This is a genomic window from Halalkalibacillus halophilus DSM 18494, from assembly GCF_000423105.1.
Classification (GTDB): Bacteria; Bacillota; Bacilli; order Bacillales; family Alkalibacillaceae; genus Halalkalibacillus; species Halalkalibacillus halophilus.
Map to the genome: position 1 here is coordinate 45,354 of NZ_AUHI01000011.1, position 15,386 is coordinate 60,739.

At 37.0% G+C, this 15,386-nt stretch carries 20 protein-coding genes and 1 riboswitch; of the genes, 16 read left to right on the forward strand and 4 right to left on the reverse strand.

The window, feature by feature from the left end; genetic code table 11:
- The first annotated feature begins 55 nt into the window (after positions 1-55).
- The 5 genes from G532_RS0108010 (at position 56) to G532_RS16350 (ending at position 4,904) form a co-directional block, all read left to right on the forward strand.
- Positions 56-361 carry a YunC family protein gene (locus tag G532_RS0108010; protein WP_027964339.1) on the forward strand — a complete coding sequence of 102 codons (306 nt, stop codon included), beginning with the start codon at positions 56-58 and terminating at the stop codon, positions 359-361.
- A 115-nt stretch (positions 362-476) separates the two neighbouring features.
- Complete coding sequence (gene yunB / locus G532_RS0108015) at positions 477-1,268, forward strand: sporulation protein YunB (RefSeq protein ID WP_027964340.1); 792 nt, start codon at positions 477-479, stop codon at positions 1,266-1,268.
- Between the two features lie 54 nt (positions 1,269-1,322).
- Positions 1,323-1,493: riboswitch (Lysine riboswitch) on the forward strand.
- A 172-nt stretch (positions 1,494-1,665) separates the two neighbouring features.
- On the forward strand, positions 1,666-3,210 hold the full coding sequence (locus G532_RS0108020) for a Na+/H+ antiporter NhaC family protein (protein ID WP_027964341.1): 1,545 nt from the start codon (positions 1,666-1,668) through the stop codon (positions 3,208-3,210).
- A 280-nt stretch (positions 3,211-3,490) separates the two neighbouring features.
- Positions 3,491-4,327: a sodium-dependent transporter gene (locus G532_RS16345; protein WP_342662654.1), complete on the forward strand. Its 837-nt coding sequence runs from the start codon at positions 3,491-3,493 to the stop codon at positions 4,325-4,327.
- A gap of 52 nt (positions 4,328-4,379) precedes the next feature.
- On the forward strand, positions 4,380-4,904 hold the full coding sequence (locus G532_RS16350; RefSeq protein WP_342662655.1) for an SLC5/6 family protein: 525 nt from the start codon (positions 4,380-4,382) through the stop codon (positions 4,902-4,904).
- Between the two features lie 49 nt (positions 4,905-4,953).
- Here G532_RS16350 and G532_RS0108030 read toward each other — a convergent pair whose 3' ends face one another.
- On the reverse strand, positions 4,954-5,907 hold the full coding sequence (locus G532_RS0108030; RefSeq protein ID WP_027964342.1) for a M23 family metallopeptidase: 954 nt from the start codon (positions 5,905-5,907) through the stop codon (positions 4,954-4,956).
- Positions 5,908-6,013: 106 nt separating this feature from the next.
- On the opposite strand from G532_RS0108030, the gene G532_RS0108035 reads away from it, so the two are divergent.
- Complete coding sequence (locus G532_RS0108035; RefSeq protein ID WP_027964343.1) at positions 6,014-6,283, forward strand: YutD family protein; 270 nt, start codon at positions 6,014-6,016, stop codon at positions 6,281-6,283.
- Positions 6,284-6,565: 282 nt separating this feature from the next.
- Here the strand turns inward: G532_RS0108035 and G532_RS0108040 are convergent, their stop codons facing one another.
- The gene (locus tag G532_RS0108040; RefSeq protein ID WP_027964344.1) at positions 6,566-6,811 is read right to left on the reverse strand and encodes a hypothetical protein; all 246 of its coding nucleotides are present in this window, start codon (positions 6,809-6,811) and stop codon (positions 6,566-6,568) included.
- 98 nt (positions 6,812-6,909) lie between these two features.
- On the opposite strand from G532_RS0108040, the gene G532_RS0108045 reads away from it, so the two are divergent.
- The 3 genes from G532_RS0108045 to G532_RS0108055 are packed head-to-tail and all read left to right on the forward strand — an operon-like array spanning position 6,910 to position 9,120.
- A complete protein-coding gene (locus G532_RS0108045) occupies positions 6,910-7,362 on the forward strand; it encodes a DUF86 domain-containing protein (RefSeq protein ID WP_027964345.1) in 453 nt (150 codons plus the stop codon).
- A gap of 1 nt (position 7,363) precedes the next feature.
- A complete protein-coding gene (locus tag G532_RS0108050; protein ID WP_027964346.1) occupies positions 7,364-8,131 on the forward strand; it encodes a TIGR01457 family HAD-type hydrolase in 768 nt (255 codons plus the stop codon).
- Positions 8,132-8,154: 23 nt separating this feature from the next.
- Positions 8,155-9,120: a 2-hydroxyacid dehydrogenase gene (locus tag G532_RS0108055; protein ID WP_027964347.1), complete on the forward strand. Its 966-nt coding sequence runs from the start codon at positions 8,155-8,157 to the stop codon at positions 9,118-9,120.
- 259 nt (positions 9,121-9,379) lie between these two features.
- On the opposite strand, the gene G532_RS0108060 is transcribed toward G532_RS0108055, so the two are convergent.
- Positions 9,380-9,604 (reverse strand): NifU family protein, encoded by a 225-nt coding sequence (locus G532_RS0108060; protein WP_027964348.1) that lies wholly within the window; start codon positions 9,602-9,604, stop codon positions 9,380-9,382.
- A gap of 186 nt (positions 9,605-9,790) precedes the next feature.
- Between G532_RS0108060 and G532_RS0108065 the strand changes: the two genes are divergently transcribed.
- From G532_RS0108065 to G532_RS0108085, 5 genes are all read left to right on the forward strand, one after another.
- Positions 9,791-10,120, forward strand: a complete 330-nt coding sequence (locus G532_RS0108065; RefSeq protein WP_027964349.1) for a YuzD family protein — start codon at positions 9,791-9,793, stop codon at positions 10,118-10,120.
- Between the two features lie 81 nt (positions 10,121-10,201).
- Positions 10,202-10,438, forward strand: a complete 237-nt coding sequence (locus G532_RS0108070; protein WP_027964350.1) for a YuzB family protein — start codon at positions 10,202-10,204, stop codon at positions 10,436-10,438.
- 21 nt (positions 10,439-10,459) lie between these two features.
- Positions 10,460-11,329 carry a diaminopimelate epimerase gene (dapF, locus tag G532_RS0108075; protein ID WP_027964351.1) on the forward strand — a complete coding sequence of 290 codons (870 nt, stop codon included), beginning with the start codon at positions 10,460-10,462 and terminating at the stop codon, positions 11,327-11,329.
- Between the two features lie 53 nt (positions 11,330-11,382).
- A complete protein-coding gene (locus G532_RS0108080) occupies positions 11,383-11,739 on the forward strand; it encodes a HesB/IscA family protein (protein WP_027964352.1) in 357 nt (118 codons plus the stop codon).
- A 51-nt stretch (positions 11,740-11,790) separates the two neighbouring features.
- Entirely contained in the window at positions 11,791-12,345 is a 555-nt protein-coding gene (locus tag G532_RS0108085; RefSeq protein WP_027964353.1) for a hypothetical protein, read from the forward strand.
- An 82-nt stretch (positions 12,346-12,427) separates the two neighbouring features.
- On the opposite strand, the gene G532_RS0108090 is transcribed toward G532_RS0108085, so the two are convergent.
- Positions 12,428-13,417, reverse strand: a complete 990-nt coding sequence (locus G532_RS0108090; protein ID WP_027964354.1) for an NAD(P)/FAD-dependent oxidoreductase — start codon at positions 13,415-13,417, stop codon at positions 12,428-12,430.
- Positions 13,418-13,720: 303 nt separating this feature from the next.
- On the opposite strand from G532_RS0108090, the gene G532_RS0108095 reads away from it, so the two are divergent.
- Positions 13,721-14,941 carry an NAD(P)/FAD-dependent oxidoreductase gene (locus G532_RS0108095; protein ID WP_211220359.1) on the forward strand — a complete coding sequence of 407 codons (1,221 nt, stop codon included), beginning with the start codon at positions 13,721-13,723 and terminating at the stop codon, positions 14,939-14,941.
- 100 nt (positions 14,942-15,041) lie between these two features.
- The gene (locus G532_RS0108100) at positions 15,042-15,359 is read left to right on the forward strand and encodes a YuiB family protein (protein ID WP_027964356.1); all 318 of its coding nucleotides are present in this window, start codon (positions 15,042-15,044) and stop codon (positions 15,357-15,359) included.
- Positions 15,360-15,386: the final 27 nt, after the last annotated feature.

The window sequence follows — 15,386 nt, forward strand, 5'->3', positions numbered from 1 at the left end:
ACAAACACTTCCTAACCTCCCTTTCATATGAATACAGAAAGGGAGGTTTTGACTTGTGATTAAAGTAGAACCGCTATGGTTGGACGATCGGCCATTTACTTACATTGAAGTGGAGCTTCCACAAACCACATTACTAATTATTTCTAATGACCTTGGTTATATCATGTGCGGAGCATTAGATGTTGATTTATTAAATAATAAATTAGCGCATCGTAAAATTATCGCTGGGAGGGCAGTAGGTGTTCGATCAAGGGATGAATTGATTTATGCTCCTCTGCAAATGGTTACGGAATATGCTGCTAAAGAATATGGTTGGTATGAAGGAATGATTGGAAAGCACGCATTGTTGTCTTTGCCTTAAAGTTATATTAAAAAAATTATATAAGTAGTTCAGTTACTCTAAATAAAATATTTTAAGAATAATACATGCCTCCAGATGCAATTTCATAAGATGATTGTAGAAGGGGGTTATTTACTTGCGTCGGATTAGACAACCACGATTTAAAAGCCGTAAACCCAAGACGTTAGGTCAGATCCTCATGTTAACTTTTGTAGCATTTATTATTTCCATTGTTTTATCAGTATGGATCATTAATCGTGGGATTGAACCGACGTTAATAGAAATAGCTGAAACAAAAACGAATCAATTTGCAAGAGAGGCCATAAATGAAGCTGTTAGTCGAAGAATTGCAGAAGATCTACAAGCGGAAGAATTGATTTTTATGGAAAAGGATGATCAAGGTAATATTGTTTCAATCGGTTGGAATGCTGTGGTAGTGAATCGTGTATTACGTAATACAACGTTTCGCGTACAAAATTTCCTTAAAAGAATTGAAAGAGGGGAAGTATCACCTGAGGATTCCTTGGATTTTGACCTAGATGAAGATTATATTATTGAAGAAGATACGGTAGAGGAACACCGAGCAATTGTACGGATTCCTATTGGTCAAGCAACTAATAATGCATTATTAGCAAACTTAGGACCTCGTGTGCCAGTCCATTTCACAGTTATTGGTGATGTACAATCGGATGTCGTTCGTAATGTCACGGAATATGGTATTAATAATGCGCTGATTGAATTGGACATTCATATTCAAGCAAACGTACAAATTGTTATCCCATTTTCTACTACGACAACTGTCATAGAAACAAATATTCCAGTATACGTAGGGGTTGTTCAAGGAAGGGTACCTGATTTTTATAATCAAGGTGCGAGTGATTCTCCGAATATTGCTGTACCATTTAGGGATTTGCATGAAGAAGAATGATGTGCTAGTATAATCTGCGTGTAAAAATTAAATAAGAGTTATAACCTTATCCATCGATGAGGTAGAGGAGCATATAAAATAAGTAGAATATGGGAGGGTGACGCCTGTGATCATATTCGAAAGGTTTATATGCCGAAGCACAAATTGGGTCTGCAATTCTGTGTTGGTATGTATCTGAAAAAGATATTTACTCTCGCGTAAGACGAGCGGGGAGCTACTGATCGAGAAAATAACCGACTTAATAAAAGTAATGGTAGATTTCTCTATCATTACTTTTTTATTTTGTTTAAAGAAGGGTATATAAATAAGAGCTTTAAACAAAAATTGCTGGATTTCTCGTAAGTTTCGTAAGTTCGTATTAAGATTAGTGTAAGAAAAAATTAGAGGAGGAAGAACAATGGAAGGTACAATTTGGTCACTCGTACCGCCTTTAGTAATGATTATTCTTGTGTTAGCAACACGCAAAGTATTAATCTCTCTAGGGGCTGGTATTATTGTTGGTGCGTTAATGATTGATCAATTTAACGTGTTAGCATCCATCGAGAGAATTTGGTTATCTTTTCAAGAGCTGTTTTATGCGGATGGCGCTTGGGATGTTTGGAGTATTCAATTGGTACTATTCTTAATTTTGTTAGGTATTTTAATAGCTTTCTTAACTGCTTCTGGTGGTGCAAGAGCATTTGGAAATTGGGCGATTCAGCGTATTGAAACGAGGAAGGGTTCCCAATATACAACTGGACTTCTAGGAATCGGTATCTTTATCGACGACTATTTCAATGCTTTAACAATTGGACAAGTTGCTCGGCCAATGACAGACAGACAAAATGTTTCCCGTGCAAAATTAGCTTATTTAATTGATTCTACATCTGCTCCTATTACCGTATTATCACCAATTTCAAGTTGGGGAGCTTATATCATTGGAACGATTGCAACAATTATTACGGCAAATGAAATTAGTAACATACAAGCTTTAGAATCGTTTGTGCAAATGATTCCTTATAATTTTTACGCATTAGCAGCAATTGCTTTAGTATTTTTAGTTATTTTCTTTAATTTAAATATTGGTCCAATGGTTCGACATGAGAACAGAGCCATTAAGTCAGGACAGTTAATCGATCCTTTAAATAAAGATGATATTCCTGGAGATCTTCAAGAAGAAGTTCACGAGAATAAAAACGGAAAGGTTTATCACCTATTACTACCTATTATCGTGTTGTTAGGTGCTACTATTGGATCTATGATCGTAACTGGTGCAAGAGCAAGTGAAGGGGAAGTTACTGCAATCTCGATTTTTGCAAATACTAATGTAAACTTTTCCTTAGTATTTGGTGGTGCGGCAGCAGTACTCGTATCCGTAATCTTTTACTTTGTTCAATCCGGAGAGAAATCAAATTTCTTTAGAGTTGTATTAGAAGGTATCAAAGCAATGCTTCCAGCTATATATATTTTAGTTTTAGCATGGATGATTGTATCAATTATTGGAGATATTGGAACCGATGCTTATTTATCAGGTGTAGTTGAAAATTCCAATATAAATGTTTCCTACCTACCACTGCTTGTGTTCGTTATTGCAGGGTTAATGGCATTTGCTACAGGGACTTCCTGGGGAACGTTTGGAATCATGTTACCAATAGCAGGGTCTATGGCTGCCACTTTGGATGTTAGTTTATTTGTTCCAGCACTAGCTGCAGTATTAGCTGGTTCTGTATTTGGTGATCACTGTTCACCAATTTCAGATACGACAGTACTATCATCTACTGGTGCAGGTTCAAATCATATTGACCACGTTCTGACCCAAATTCCATATGCTCTCATTGCGGGTGTTTCATCTATTTTAGGCTATGTGATGTATGGTGCGTTTGGTTCTTTAATTCTTGGATTGTTGGTGACTTTTGTTATTATGATTGGAATTGTCCTTCTCTTGAAGAAGGTAATGGAATAAAAATAAACAAAATCCTCTTAGGGAATTAACTAAGGGGATTTTTTTGTGTTAGGATAAGGTTCTAGAAAACAAGCAATAGGATGAAATATACTAACATTCGTACGGTTACTTTAGTCCTACTTCTAAGTCTTTTTCTCTAAAAAGACTTGAAAAAAAGTTTTCTAAAAATTATAATTAAACAAAATATTGAATAAGATATTTTTAAGGGAGTTGATGCACCTAAGAAACTACAACAAAAAATTTTTGATTAAAAAAAGTAGTATGGAGAGGGGAATGAGTTATGGAAGCACGTGAACAGTGGGCCTCCAAGCTTGGATTTATCCTGGCAGCGGTAGGTTCAGCAGTAGGTTTAGGTAACATTTGGCGCTTTTCCTATGTATTAGGAGAAAGTGGAGGTTTCGCATTCTTATTAGCTTATATTATTTGTATCTTTTTAATTGGTTTACCAGTCCTATTGGCGGAGATTACAGTAGGTCGTCGTGGACAGTCTGACGCAGTTAATTCATTTGAAGAGATTGCTCCCAAAAAACCATGGAAGATTGCAGGTATTTTAGGAGTATTATCCGGTTCATTAATTTTATCTTTCTACGGTGTAATTGCTGGTTGGGTAATGTTCTACTTGTGGAGCTTTATCACTGGACCTGCAAGGAACGTTGAAGAAGGCGGATATGAAGGATTCTTTGTTGACGCTATTGGAGGTTCCTTTACTCCAGTATTTTGGCAATTATTATTTATGGCATTAGTAATCGGAGTCGTTTTCTTTGGTATCAAAAAAGGAATCGAGCTTGCGAACCGTTTGTTCATGCCGATGCTTGCAATCATTGTTGTTGTGCTAGCAGTATTTGGTTTAACAATGGATGGTGCTGGCGAGGCACTTAGTTACATGTTCTCTCCTGATTTCGGTCAGTTAGCGAATATGGATGTATGGGGTGCTGCAATCGGGCAGGCATTCTTTACCTTGTCACTTGGTATGGGTGCTATGATCACTTATGCAAGTTACTTACCGAAAGAAACAAAACTTCCAAGCGCAGCTGGTACAGTTGTAACATTGGATACATTATTCGCGATTTTTGCTGGTTTAATGATCTTCCCGGTAGTATTTACATTCGGGGGTTGACCCATCATCCGGTCCAGCATTAATTTTCATCTCATTACCTGAAGTATTCGGTATGTGGGGTACTGGTGGTACAGTATTTGCAATCTTCTTCTTCTTCTTAGTTGCAATTGCAGCATTATCTTCTGCAATTTCATTATTAGAAGTAGGTGTCGCATGGATGATGCGTTCTTTCACATGGTCGCGTCAAAAGGCAACTATTATTGCAGGTTTACTTATTACCGCATTTGGTATACCTTCTGCATTATCTCAAGGTGCAGTTGACTCATTAAGTGATATTTCACTACCAGGTGGTACTTTCCTAGACTTTATCGACGTAATTACGGACCAATACACGCTAGCATTAGGTGGTATGGTTACGGCATTATTCGTCGGTTGGGGTTGGAATAAAGTAGAGGTGCTTCGTGAAACAGGATTACAAGATACGACAATTGGTCTTGTATGGATCTGGTTCTTAAGAATTGTTGCACCAGTTGGTATTGCTTATATTGTAATTAATAACTTTATCAATATGTTCTTTGTTACAGAAGAGGAGTCAATGAGCTATTTAATCATCCAAATGGTTAATTATTTCTTATAAAAATTCAGTTTAAATGCGTATGGCCTTTCTAAAAGGTCATACGCTTTTTTTATTCCCAATGTCTTAAATAAGGGTACGGGTCAAATGCCCACTCGTTTGTACCGTTATCTCTGTACATTCCGTAATGAAGATGAGGAGGAAACTTTCCTGCAGTTCCAACTGGTCCATAACCGGAGGAACCAACATATCCAATGACTTCTCCAGGTTCGACAAAGCTACCTTCTTCAATTCCTTCCTCGAACCCATGTAAATGAGCATAATAATGGTAAATGTTTTGTGCATCTCTTATGCCAACACGCCATCCTCCGAATTTATTCCATCCTTTAATTTCTACAATGCCATAGGAAGAGCTCCTCACAGGGGTACCATAGGAAGCAAATAGGTCTGTGCCCTCATGTATTCTTCTGCCCCCATATCCTCGACCATGACCCCAAGTGGATCTATAGGAATAGTTATAGTTCGTCGGTAAGGGAAATGCTCGTTCGCTTAAGTCCACTTGCTTAAAATGGTGGAACATTTTTGCGTACTGAGAAATCAGCAATCCGGCCTTCTCACGATCGTAAAATTCTTCTATTAGTTTCTCAAAAGTTTTTCCTTTAGCTAGTTCTTCCTGAATGTGAAGAGCTACTGTATAAAGCACATCTTCTGGGTCAGAATAGCTCGCTACACCATCTCCGCTACCATCTTTCCCTTTGCCTTGAAACAATGATAAGGTTTCTTCACGAAAGTCTGGCTTGCTTTCTAATCCAGCCAATAAACCATACCATTTTTCTTCTGGGTATTGGATACCGACTAATTGGTCTTCCTCAAGCGTATGGATGTTTCTTTCATACTGATTTATTGCAGCTAAGTAATACCAAGGAACCTGGGTAAGTGCTTCGGTTTTTTCATATAGTGCACGACGGTCATCAAATAAAGATTCAGCTAGCAATGAATTTTGACTGCAGAAGACCATCCATATTATTATTGATATAAATAAATACTTACGAATATTTTTTCTCATGATTTACGGAACTCCTTCCTATTGTTATCATGTTCAGTTTTTAAAAAATCATGAGAAGCAATTATATAAAATGTGGTACACTATATAGTAATAGAGGTGAACGAGCATGGAACTACATGGTAAAAATTACGAATTAGTACATAATTATCGGGATGGTTTTGAAGAGGAAGTATTAGGTGAACGATTTAGTGATATATTAGTTAAATATGATTACATTGTTGGCGACTGGGGATTCGGTCAGCTTCGTTTAAAAGGATTTTTTGATGATCAAAATCAAAAAGCTACTTATGATACAAAAATATCTACTTTGGAAGACTATATATATGAATACTGTAATTTTGGCTGTGCCTATTTTGTATTAAAACGATTAGATTAAAGATATTATATGTTGGCTGAACTACATGGAAGAAGAGGCTGAGACAAAAGTGTCTGAAATCATGAATATTCCGAACAAAGCAGATAAAAAGCGGATGAAATAGACGGAGACTCCTGTGGGAAATAGAGCTCAGGTGAGACCCCGGAATGCGTAGCATGAGGAGGCTCACCAGCTCCCCACGGAAAGCGCAGTCTATTTCAGGAGCGAGTTAGTCGCACCACTTTTTATTGTTCGGATTTTCATGCTACCACTTTAATTTGTCCCAGCCTCTTCTTCTATCATTCAGTCTTCGTCCGGATAGTCACCAGGTTGGTGTGCATTATGAGCTTCTCTAGGGTCATCTGCATGTAATTCTTTAAATTCATAATTAAAAGGAGTGTAATACCTTTGATTAGGGTTATATTTCCTTGCTTTTAAAGGCTTTTGATTTACCGGTTCGCCATATGTTCCCTCTGGAAACTCTTCAGAAGCTAAATAATTCTGTTGCTTTTCAACAGGCGTGAAATCATCACGATTTTTCCTTCCCATATAATCACCTCACCTTTTATCGTGGCACGATTGTTGATTAATTATGCGAGGAAGATTTAAGCTATGCTAAAATGGAAAAGAATAAGGAGGATTGAAATATGTATTTTGTTGAAATAGAGAAAATCGATGATAAACTCGCTTATTATAATCAGTTATTAAAAATCTATAAGGAAGCAGAAGTTGACTCCCCGATTGAAAAATTAGGGTTAGAAAGGGTAGCCCATTTATTAATTGAATCAGTCATTGATGTGAGCAATATGATGATTGATGGTTTTATTATGCGTGACCCCGGGAGTTATGAGGATATTATAGATATATTAATTGACGAAAAAGTATTACCAATAGAAGAAGAAAAACCTTTTAAACAGTTGATTCAATTAAGGAAACCAATCGTACAGGATTTCACTAGTATATCTTTTGAAGGGGTAGTTGCAACATTGCATACTCAAATTAATTCTTACGAAAACTTCAGTACGTATATCACTAATTATTTAGAGCAGGAAATGGGTCCAATCACTGCATTTACGAAACGAAAGGATGAAGAAAGCTAGCATGAAAGAATATGGTGCGTATTTCATTGATTTAGATGGAACCATGTATAAGGGAAAAGAAGCAATACCAGAAGCAAAGCCCTTTATAGATCAACTTGTAAGTAAAGGTATTCCCCATCTATTTGTAACGAATAATTCTTCAAGAACCCAAGCTCAAACGGTAGATAAATTAAAAGGGTATGGAGTGGAAGCGACGAAAGACCAAATTCTTACCCCATCAATAACTGCTGCAAAACAAATAAAACAAGATAATCCAAGTGGAGCAAAAGTTTACGCAATTGGTGAAATTGGTTTATTTGACGCTTTAGAGCAGGAAGGTTTAACGATCACAGAAGAGTCGCCGGATTATGTGGTGATAGGAATTGACAGAGATAATAGCTATAGAAAGATTCGTGAGGCATGTCTGCATATTCAAGCAGGTGCACAGTTTGTTGCGACAAACCCAGATATTAAAGTTCCAACAGAAAAAGGGTTAGTACCTGGTAATGGGGCTTTTATGCATTTAATGGAGCTTGTTACAGGGGTGAAACCAAAAGTTTTCGGGAAACCTGAACACTATATGATTACCCAGGCATTGAATCAATTGAATGTTGCACCAGAACATGCAATCATGATCGGAGATAATTATCATACCGATATTTTGGCAGGCATTCGTGCAGGTGTAGATACCCTACATGTTCAAACTGGAGTAACGTCTGTTGAAGAATTAAGATTAATGGAGGACCAACCTACTTATAGTTTGAAATCACTTCAAGAATGGTTTACATAAACTTTTAAGAAGAGGTGTTGTATATGAGTAAACCGTATGTTTATATCACACGCAAGCTTTCAGAACATGTTATGGATACACTCGAGAAGCATTTCAGCGTTGAAGTGTGGCCATATGAAGACAAGCCGGTTGACCGCGAGACACTATTAGAAAAAAGTAAGAAGGCGGATGCTTTGCTAACCATGTTAACGGATCAAGTGGATCAAGAGCTTTTTGATCAAGCTGAAAATTTAAAGGTTGTAGCGAATTTAGCTGTAGGCTATGACAATATTGATTTACAATATGCAAAATCTCGAAATGTGACTATTACAAATACCCCAGATGTGCTTACAGATACGACTGCTGATTTGACGTTTGGCTTATTGTTGGCAACCGCTCGGCGTATGAAAGAGGCATTACAAGTCATTCCAAATAATGAATGGACAACTTGGTCTCCTTATATGTTAGCAGGGGCCGATGTGCATCATAAAACGATTGGAATAGTCGGTATGGGTCAAATTGGTGAAGCCGTTGCAAAAAGAGCATCTGGATTTGACATGAAAATCCTATATCATAATCGTTCCCGTAAAAAAGAAGCAGAAGAAAAAATGGGTGCAACCTATGTTTCGTTTGAGGAGTTATTGCAAGAAGCGGACTATGTCGTGTGTATGACCCCACTAACAGAGGAAACCAAGGATCTATTTAATAAGGAAGCGTTTCAAAAAATGAAATCATCAGCAATTTTTATTAATACGTCTAGGGGCGGGGTAGTCGATGAACAAGCTCTAGAACAAGCGTTAGTGAATGGAGAAATCGAAGCATGCGGACTAGATGTGTTTAAAAATGAACCAATCGATCAGTCCCATCCGTTGATAAAATTGGATCAAGTTACAGCGTTCCCACATATTGGATCTTCCAGTGTTGAAACGAGGGAAAAGATGATGGAGTTGGCTGCTGATAATATTACCCACGTTTTAAATGGCAAAGATCCTCTCACCCCGGTAAATTAACTCTCCTCCTAATTGAGTGAGGATTGAGAATTGTGGATATAACTATACTTTTCTGGATAAGTGGAAAGAATTCTGGATATTCATAGGAGTTTCGTGGATATCCTTTAAACTTTTCTGGATATAAAAAAATTCTCGTGGATATTGCATAAGATTTCTGGATATATCTTAACTTTTCTGCATAAATGCCCGACAGTTTGCACATTTATTGTATTAAAAAAGCCTTTCACTTAAAGTGAAAGGCTTTCTAAATATAAAATTACTAGAAGATTTGTTCTACTTCTCTCACGCCAGGAACCTCAGCAACTAAAGCGCGTTCAATACCTGCTTTTAATGTAATTGCCGAGCTTGGACAATTACCGCAAGCACCTTTTAAGCGAAGTAATACAATACCATCTTCATCTACATCCACTAATTCAACATCGCCACCATCTCTAAGTAGAAATGGACGTAATTTCCCGATTACCTCATGTACTTGATCAAACATAGAAGATCTTCCCCCTTCATATCTCTTATTATAATCAATTTTGCGAAAAAAATCTATTTCGTTGACTTCTTTTATCTTTAAGTAAGATATTTATTGAGAACCATTATCATTGTATCTAAAAAAGGTTTTTATGTAAAATGATATTAATGGAGAATTTTTAATTTGAAACCTTTTGGAGGTAATAATATGAATAAACAAGTTACACTAATCGTATATGGTGCAGAAGTGTTATGCCCAAGTTGTGTTAATTTACCGAGCTCTAAGGAACAGTATGAATGGCTGCAAGCAGCGATCAATCGAAAATTTGGGGAGAATGTGGTGGACTATGAATATGTAGACATTCATCAACCGCCTGAAAATAAACAGCAACAAGAATTCGCAGAAAAAATTATTGAAGAAGATATGTTTTATCCTGTGGTCTTAGTGGAGGATGAGATTGTCGGAGAAGGAAACCCGAGATTAAAAACGGTATATAAAGCATTGGAAAAAAGAGGTTTAGAACCGGCCTCATCGTAATGATTGCAAGGCTATAAGCGCTGTGCTAGCATGGATAAAGGGTTCTATTAACCAAGAAATGCAAGTCAAGGAGTGTCAGAGATGAACCCAATAGTAGAATTTTGTGTAAATAATTTAATAAGCGGATCCCAAGAAGCTTTCGAGAAGCTTGAAAAGGATCCAGACCTAGATGTCATTGAATATGGTTGTACAAGTCACTGCGGTATTTGTGCAGCAAGTCTATTTGCGATTGTAAATGGAGAATGTATTACAGCGGATTCAAGTGGCGAACTGGTGGATAAGATTTATCAACATCTAGAAGACAATCCATTATTTTAATAAATAAGTAAAGTGGGTATGATGATGCAATTACCTTTTACGAAAATGCACGGGTTAGGTAATAATTATATATATGTGGATGGCTTTCAAGTTGAATTAGAAGAGGAGCAATTACCTGAACTCGCAAAACAGGTATCCAATCCACATACAGGTATTGGATCTGATGGTTTAATTCTTCTCTTACCATCTGAGGTTGCACAAGTGAAAATGCGTATTTTCAATAAAGATGGTTCAGAGGCAATGAATTGTGGGAATGGTTTACGGTGTATTGCGAAACTTGCTACCGATTTAAAATATGTTCATTCATCTGAATTCAAAATAGAAACGAAATCAGGAGTGGTCCAAGCAACCGTCCACCTCCAAAATGGAATTGTCAACAGTGTAGCTATAGATATGGGTGAACCTATTCTAACCAGACGTGAGATACCAATGCAGGCGACCGAGGAATACCAACATGACCATGTAATCATGGAGCCTTTTGAAGTGAATGGAACTCAGTTACGTGCAACCGCAGTATCGATGGGCAATCCACATGTTATTTTCTACGAACAAAAGATACAGCAAGCACCACTTTATGAATTGGGTCCAATTATTGAAAAAGATATTCGATTTTTAGAAGGTGTTAATGTAGAGTTTGTAGAAATAATAAATGAGCAAGAAATAAATTTCCGAGTATGGGAACGTGGTTCTGGTGTAACACAAGCTTGTGGTACTGGTGCATGCGCTGCGGTAGTTGCTTCCGTTTTAAATGAATTTGTTTCTCAAGGCAAACCAATCACTGTCCATCTGGATGGTGGGGATCTGGAAATCACTTGGGAAGAAAGCGGAAACGTTACGATGCAAGGACCAGCAGTCACGATAGCTACTGGCATATTTTATTTGAGTATGTGAAGATTGATAGTGTAGATTTAAGTTTGTATACTGTAATAAAGGGGTGAAGGTAAATGGCTATTCATATTTCTGATCAAGCGAAATATCAGATTACTGAAATGTTAAAAAAAGAAACAGAAGAGGAAGTTTATTTACGCTTTGGAGTAAAAGGTGGAGGCTGTAGTGGTCTTTCATATAAATTAGGATTTGATTATGAAGTAAAAGAAACAGATGAACAATTTGAGGAAAATGGGATCCCTGTAGTAATAGCGACAATGGACCGAAAAATTGTAGAAGGTACTAAAATTGATTTTAAAGAAAACATGATGGGCGGAGGATTCACAATTGATAATCCAAACGCAATTGTCTCTTGTGGTTGTGGCTCTTCATTTAAAGCTGATGGACGTGTAGGTGTGCCTGAAGATTGTTAATTAGTTATCTGAAATTTTCATTTTAGGATGTAAAGAATTGAGGAGAAATGCATGCGCAAAATAATCATGGGTGGAACGGTTATCATCCTATCACTTAATTTATTAATCGCTTGTTCCAATGATGATGCAAACGAGGACTCTGCTGAAGAATCTACATCCAGTCAAGATGAGGCAGAGAACGGGCAAGAAGAACAATCATCTAATGGCGAAGAAGTGGTAGAACCAACTGCATTAACGGAAAATCATGCTCAAGAATTAATCGAAGGCTTACAGATGAACTTAATCGCAGAAACGGATGAGAATCAGCAGGTTGTTGCCCATGATTCTATGATGAATTTGATTACTCAAATTACGCCGTTCGTTTCCTTAGAACTAGCAGAGGAGTTAGTCGGCGAATATTATTATATGGAAAATGGTAATTTATTTCTTATTCCACGTAGTGTGCCAGTTTTAATGGAGCATGATCGCTCTTTTGAAATGGAAGAAGAAGGCGATTATACGTATATTGTATCCCAAGAAGCGGAATCAGATGAGGAAACAACCATTTATTATGAGATCGCATGGCAGGAAAAATCTTATCGTATAACCGATATTCGATTAGACTAATTAATCGCTTTCTTTAACGAACTAATAAAAGTTGAAAAAAAAGCTTGGAAGCATATCTCAATTGATATACTTCCAAGTTTTTTTATTCATTGAACATATGCGTAGAATGTTTCGGTTGAACACGTGCACTTGGATCAATTCTAGCCATAGCATTATTTACAGCAGTTGGACCTTCTCCGAAACCAGCTGCGATTAATTTTACTTTACCTGGATACGTAATAATATCCCCTGCTCCGTAAATTCCCTCAACACTAGTTTCCATCCGGGTATTCACTTGAATATTATTTTTCTCAAGGTCAAGTCCCCATTGCTTAATCGGTCCTAAACTAGAAACGAAACCGTAATTCACAATTAAGTCATCGACGTCTATGGTGAGTGTTTCTTCCCCTTTTACTTTTTGTAAAATTACTTGATTAATCTGATCGTCCCCGTCTAGACCTACTGGTACATAGGGAGTGATTAACTCTACACTAGATTGTTCGAGTTGTGCTACACTATGCTCATGCGCCCGGAAAGTATCCCGGCGGTGTACAAGTTGTACTTTACTTGCGATTGGCTCTAGCATGAGTGCCCAATCTACAGCAGAATCACCACCACCGCAAATTAATACTTTTCGGTCTCTAAATGACTCAAGATTAGTAATATAATAATGTAAGTTCTTATCCTCGTATTTCTCCGTACCTTCGATGCGCAGTTTTCTAGGCTCAAATGCGCCGTTTCCAGCAGTTATAATCACCGCCTTCGTATAGAAAGTGTCTTTATCAGTTGTTAAGCGGAATAAGTTCTCCTCCACCTTTTCGATCGACTCTACGGCATGGTCTAATGTGATTTCAGGATTAAAAGGTTTTGCTTGTTCATATAAATTATCCACTAATTCTTGTGCACGAACCTTTGGAAATCCAGCCACATCATAAATATATTTTTCAGGATAAAGTGCTGAAAGTTGACCACCGATATGTGGCAAGCTTTCAATTATTTGAACGTTAGCTTGTCGTAAACCACCATAAAAGGCAGTAAACAAACCAACTGGACCCGCACCAATAATTGTTAGATCGCGAATGTCTTCATTCATATCTCTACCTCCCCATACATTGTTACGTTTGGAACACCATCAAATATTATAACATTATCCATATTGAATGATAAATAAATCTGTTTTTTTGTAACTTATCGACATTGTTTGACTGAAAAGTGGGAAGATATAATTATCAGAAACATTAGAAATTGTTGAAAGGGTTGAAAAAAGCAATAAAAAGTTCTATTATTGTTGTTAGGCGAACTATTACGATTTTTTGACATTTTAATGCATGAGTACGTGAAGTAAATCACAAAGAAGTAGTTCTTTATTTAAAAATTTCGGATGGATGTGATGATGATGAACAAACCAAATATTGTCGTTTTGGGTGCAGGTTATGGTGGGATCATGACTACAATTAAATTGGAAAAGATCCTCGGTGATAACGATGCAAATGTTACTTTAGTAAACAAGCATGATTACCATTATCAAACAACTTGGTTACATGAAAATGCAGCTGGTACGCTTCACCACGACCGTACACGTATTCCTATTAAAGATGTAGTTAATTTTAATAAAATTAACTTCGTTCAGGACACTGTAAAGTCAATCGAACCAAGCAATAAAAAAGTTATTTTAGAAGATGGGGAGCTTACATATGATTACTTAGTAATCGGATTAGGCTTCGAATCTGCAACGTTTGGCATCGAAGGCTTAAAAGAACACGCTTTTAGTATTTACAGTATTAATAGTGCTCGTTTGATTCGTGAACATATTGAATATAACTTTGCTCGTTATACAACGGAACCAGGAGACCGTCGAGACTTATTAACAATTGTAGTAGGTGGCGCAGGTTTTACTGGTATCGAGTTTATTGCTGAAATTGCTAACCGTGTTCCAGAGTTATGCCAAGAATACGATATTGATCCAGAGAAAGTTCGTGTGATGAATGTTGAGGCAGGACCGGCTGCATTAGCTGGCTTTGACGAAGAGCTTGTGGAGTATGCAATGAATCGTTTAGAAGAAAAAGGCGTAGAATTCCGTTTAGGTACTATGATTAAACAGTGTAATGAAAATGGCATTCTAGTTGAAAAAGACGGTGAACAAGAAACAATTGATTCACAAAACGTTATTTGGGCAGCTGGTGTAACAGGTAATTCAATCGTTGAAGAGTCTGGTTTTGAAGTAAGTCGTGGTAGAGTACCTGTTCGTGAGGATCTACGCACACCTGACCATGACAATGTCTTTGTAGTAGGTGACTGTGCAGTACTCTTTAATCCGGAAACGGAACGCCCTTATCCACCAACAGCGCAAATCGCGATGCAAATGGCTGATACTGCAGCTCATAACTTGAAGCAATTAGTAACGAATTCAAGTGAGCTAGAAACTTTCAAACCAAACCTTCAAGGTACGGTAGCATCACTTGGTCATACAGATGCAATCGGTGTTGTATTTGATGGTAAGAAGTTGTACGGTCGTTCTGCTTCGATCATGAAAAAAGTAATTGATAATCGTTATTTATTAAAACTTGGTGGAATCGGTCTTATGCTTAAAAAAGGTAAGTTAGATATGTTCCGCTAAAAAATTCACAAAGATGGCAAAGGTAGTTGATGTAACTACCTTTGTTTTTTTATTTACATAATGTAAAATAAGTGAGAATTAGATTTTAGGAGGAGCGCATATGGGAATTATTCAGGCGTTCGTAGCGTCACTATTATTTTTTATCTTATTTTTTGGGATAGCCTTTATCTTAAATATGTTACTTAGAGCTACTTGGTTGATGGCAATAATTTTTCCTGTGATTATTATTTTCATTATAGATGATGTTCCAATCACTTCTTATTTCACAAATCCTGGAGAAGCTTTTCCAGCAGTGTGGCAGGATTTTATTAACTTACAAGTTGTAGATACGATCATATTAACGGCGGGCTTTATAGGTACAATCGTTTCAGGGCTTGTTATTCGTACACTACGTAAAAAAGGTTATCAAATGTTTTAATTTTTCAAATAAATGTATAAAAGCTTT

Coding starts and splice junctions, on each gene's coding strand:
- G532_RS0108020 (WP_027964341.1), top strand. CDS start 1,666: ATGGAAGGTACAATTTGGTCACTCGTACCGCCTTTAGTAATGATTATT.
- dapF (WP_027964351.1), top strand. CDS start 10,460: ATGATGCAATTACCTTTTACGAAAATGCACGGGTTAGGTAATAATTAT.
- G532_RS0108050 (WP_027964346.1), top strand. CDS start 7,364: ATGAAAGAATATGGTGCGTATTTCATTGATTTAGATGGAACCATGTAT.
- G532_RS0108095 (WP_211220359.1), top strand. CDS start 13,721: ATGAACAAACCAAATATTGTCGTTTTGGGTGCAGGTTATGGTGGGATC.
- G532_RS0108055 (WP_027964347.1), top strand. CDS start 8,155: ATGAGTAAACCGTATGTTTATATCACACGCAAGCTTTCAGAACATGTT.
- G532_RS0108060 (WP_027964348.1), bottom strand. CDS start 9,604: ATGTTTGATCAAGTACATGAGGTAATCGGGAAATTACGTCCATTTCTA.
- G532_RS0108080 (WP_027964352.1), top strand. CDS start 11,383: ATGGCTATTCATATTTCTGATCAAGCGAAATATCAGATTACTGAAATG.
- G532_RS0108035 (WP_027964343.1), top strand. CDS start 6,014: ATGGAACTACATGGTAAAAATTACGAATTAGTACATAATTATCGGGAT.
- G532_RS16345 (WP_342662654.1), top strand. CDS start 3,491: ATGGAAGCACGTGAACAGTGGGCCTCCAAGCTTGGATTTATCCTGGCA.
- G532_RS0108090 (WP_027964354.1), bottom strand. CDS start 13,417: ATGAATGAAGACATTCGCGATCTAACAATTATTGGTGCGGGTCCAGTT.
- G532_RS16350 (WP_342662655.1), top strand. CDS start 4,380: ATGTGGGGTACTGGTGGTACAGTATTTGCAATCTTCTTCTTCTTCTTA.
- G532_RS0108030 (WP_027964342.1), bottom strand. CDS start 5,907: ATGAGAAAAAATATTCGTAAGTATTTATTTATATCAATAATAATATGG.
- G532_RS0108085 (WP_027964353.1), top strand. CDS start 11,791: ATGCGCAAAATAATCATGGGTGGAACGGTTATCATCCTATCACTTAAT.
- G532_RS0108070 (WP_027964350.1), top strand. CDS start 10,202: ATGAACCCAATAGTAGAATTTTGTGTAAATAATTTAATAAGCGGATCC.
- G532_RS0108040 (WP_027964344.1), bottom strand. CDS start 6,811: ATGGGAAGGAAAAATCGTGATGATTTCACGCCTGTTGAAAAGCAACAG.
- G532_RS0108045 (WP_027964345.1), top strand. CDS start 6,910: ATGTATTTTGTTGAAATAGAGAAAATCGATGATAAACTCGCTTATTAT.
- G532_RS0108065 (WP_027964349.1), top strand. CDS start 9,791: ATGAATAAACAAGTTACACTAATCGTATATGGTGCAGAAGTGTTATGC.
- G532_RS0108100 (WP_027964356.1), top strand. CDS start 15,042: ATGGGAATTATTCAGGCGTTCGTAGCGTCACTATTATTTTTTATCTTA.